The organism is Protofrankia sp. CiP3 (genome assembly GCF_917627345.1).
GTDB lineage: Bacteria > Actinomycetota > Actinomycetes > Frankiales > Frankiaceae > Protofrankia.
This window is the reverse complement of sequence record NZ_CAKJTM010000071.1, coordinates 1-2,515: the sequence shown is the minus strand read 5'-3', so window position 1 is coordinate 2,515 and position 2,515 is coordinate 1. Positions and strand designations below refer to the sequence as shown.

Sequence of the window (2,515 nt, the reverse complement as noted above, 5' to 3'; positions counted from 1 at the left end):
CGATACCCGGGCTCGACCAGGATGTCCGGACCCGGCTGTCGACCATCGAGCAACAGGCCGCCGAGACCACCGCCGCGTTACGCGACTCGTTACGGGTCCTCAGCGCCCCACCCGAGCAGGTCGCGCTTGGCGTGGCGTTGCGTGAACACTGCCGGGCCTTCTCCGACCGCACCACCATCACCGCACAGGTGATCACGCTTACCGAGCTGCCCACGCTGCCCCGTTCCCATATCCAGGCACTCGCCGATGCCGTTCGCGAGGCCCTGCTCAACGTGGAGAAACACGCCCGCGCACACTCCGTGGTGATCAGTATTTTCACGTTGCGGGGCGGTGTCGCCGTCATGGTCTCCGATGACGGGGTCGGCCTGGGCGACGGCCATACCCGCGACACTGGTCTCGGGCTGGCCTCGGCCTTTGACCGGCTGGCCAGGATCGGTGGTTCGCTCGCCGTCGCACCCAACGACGACGATGGTGTCACCGTCCAGGCGTGGGTACCGGCATGACCGGCCGAGTCATACGAGTCCTCGTCGCCGACGACCACCCCATCGTTCTCGACGGCGTGACGCTCGCGCTGCAGAACACCTCCTCCATGCGGATCGCCGGCTACGCGCGCACTGGACGCGAGACAATCAGCGCCGTACAGGAGTTCCACCCGGACGTGGTTCTCCTCGACCTTCGCCTGCCCGACATGCTGGCCCCAGAAGTGATTCAGGAGCTACGTGCGCAGCACTCCGCCCTGAAAATCATTCTTTTTACCGCCCACCCCGATCACGCCGCGCTCAATTCGGCCATGGCGGCGGGTGGTCATGGAATAGTCGTCAAAGACACCGAACGCACGGATCTCGTCGACGCCATCCGTCGAGTGGCGGCCGGCGAGCGCGTCATCTTCTCCGACCTCGGGCAGGATGGCCTTCTCCTGGTCAACCGAAAACTGCGCGAACACGGCCTGACCCGACGCGAGTACGACATCCTGCGGCATGTCGCCATGGGCGAAACGAACCCTGAGATCGCCTCCGCGCTCGGCCTGACCCGTAATACCGTCAAGACGTACCTGCAACGCACCCTGGAAAAACTCGGCGCGCGCAACCGTGTCGAGGCCCTCAGCCGCGCCAACCAACTCGGCATCCTGTAGCATAGCGGCCCGCCAACCCGTTTTTCGCACATGTCGCATCGCTGTCGGTCAGCACATTGCCATGGTCGCCGCTCCTGGCAATCGCCGTGGGTCGGCAAGGATGATGTGCGGAAGACGGGACTAGACGATCGTCGAGTCTACGCCCCAACAGCCGTGTCACGCCCGGCGTTGTTCTGTCGCTACCCAGACGCCAGCCGTCACCTGACTCTATCCACGTCGCGACCAGATCCGCGGCCTCGGCGGTCTCGGCGGCCGGGCGCTCTGCCCTGTCGACGAAGCAGATTCTCAGCGCCGCAAGCGGCGACCGTTGTCCTTCGGCCAGGCCTCGATCGCGGTCCCGTCGCGCCCGATCCCACGGTGGCCAACCCATCGGCACCCCCGGATGCCTGATCCGTCCAGGGCACCCATGAAGCCCTGCCGCCACCTCACGAACAAAAGATCAATAAGCGGTAATGTCACCACTCCGACAGCCAGGAAGTGAACGCACCGACGGCCGCCTCACGTGTTTTACGTGAAAGTGCGTAGACACCAGGAGGAAGCAATGCGAGGAAAGACAATACTGCCGGTGCTGGCACTGGCGCTGGCCGGCACGCTCAGCGCCTGCGGGAGTTCCGACAGCTCCCAGAGCACCTCAGCGCCGAGCACCGCTGCCGCTTCCGCCAGCCAGGCGGCAGAATGGTCCGCCACTACGTCCGCCAATGCCACGGCCGGCTCAACCAAGGACGCTCCCGTAGGTATCCGCCAGACCTCGCTCGGACGTACCCTCGTCACCCCCGCCGGCAGGACGTTGTACAGCTTCGACAAAGACAAGGGCAGCAACACCAGTAGCTGCACCGCGGCCGACTGCGTCGCCAAGTGGCCGCCGCTGCTCCTGGGGTCACCGGGCGATGTGACAGTCTCTGGGCTGGCAAAGCCCGTCGGTACGATCGTCCGTCCCGACGGCGGGATACAGGCAACGTACCGTGGGTTGCCGCTCTACACCTTCGCGGGCGACAGCGCCGCGGGCGACACCAAGGGCGACGGTGTCGGCGGCGTCTGGCACGCGGTCACCCTGCCGGCCGCCGCGAGCGCAACGCAGGCCGCCACCGCTGACAGCGGCAGCGGTGGCGGCAGCAGCTACTGACCAACGATTTCGCGCGATCCACAGCTCGAACGTGCCCTGTTCAGCGCCAGGCTCAACCACCCGTACCGCGGTCAGGCCACCTCGTGCCGCGACGGAATGTAACAGTCAGTGGAGTGGGCGGCGGGAATCTCACCCGCCGCCCACTCGCGGGGGCAGCGGCGAACTGGAGCATGCCTGATTTGCGGACATTTTGTCCTATAATTCTCCTGACGTATCGTCGGCCCACTGACCGGACTACCTGTTCAAACAGCATGACCGCT

Annotated in this window: 3 protein-coding genes; all 3 read left to right on the top strand. The window is 65.7% G+C overall.

All coding sequences use genetic code 11. The annotated features are described in order from the left end of the window. Positions 1-503: sensor histidine kinase (locus MJ797_RS19475; RefSeq protein ID WP_374582604.1), on the top strand; the 503-nt coding region annotated here is incomplete at its 5' end. After that, complete coding sequence (locus tag MJ797_RS19470; RefSeq protein ID WP_239313681.1) at positions 500-1,132, top strand: response regulator transcription factor; 633 nt, start codon at positions 500-502, stop codon at positions 1,130-1,132. The genes MJ797_RS19475 and MJ797_RS19470, both read left to right, overlap by 4 nt. Before the next feature lie 541 nt (positions 1,133-1,673). Next, positions 1,674-2,255, top strand: coding sequence for a hypothetical protein (locus MJ797_RS19465; protein WP_239337606.1), 582 nt, complete (start codon positions 1,674-1,676; stop codon positions 2,253-2,255). Positions 2,256-2,515 lie beyond the last annotated feature (260 nt).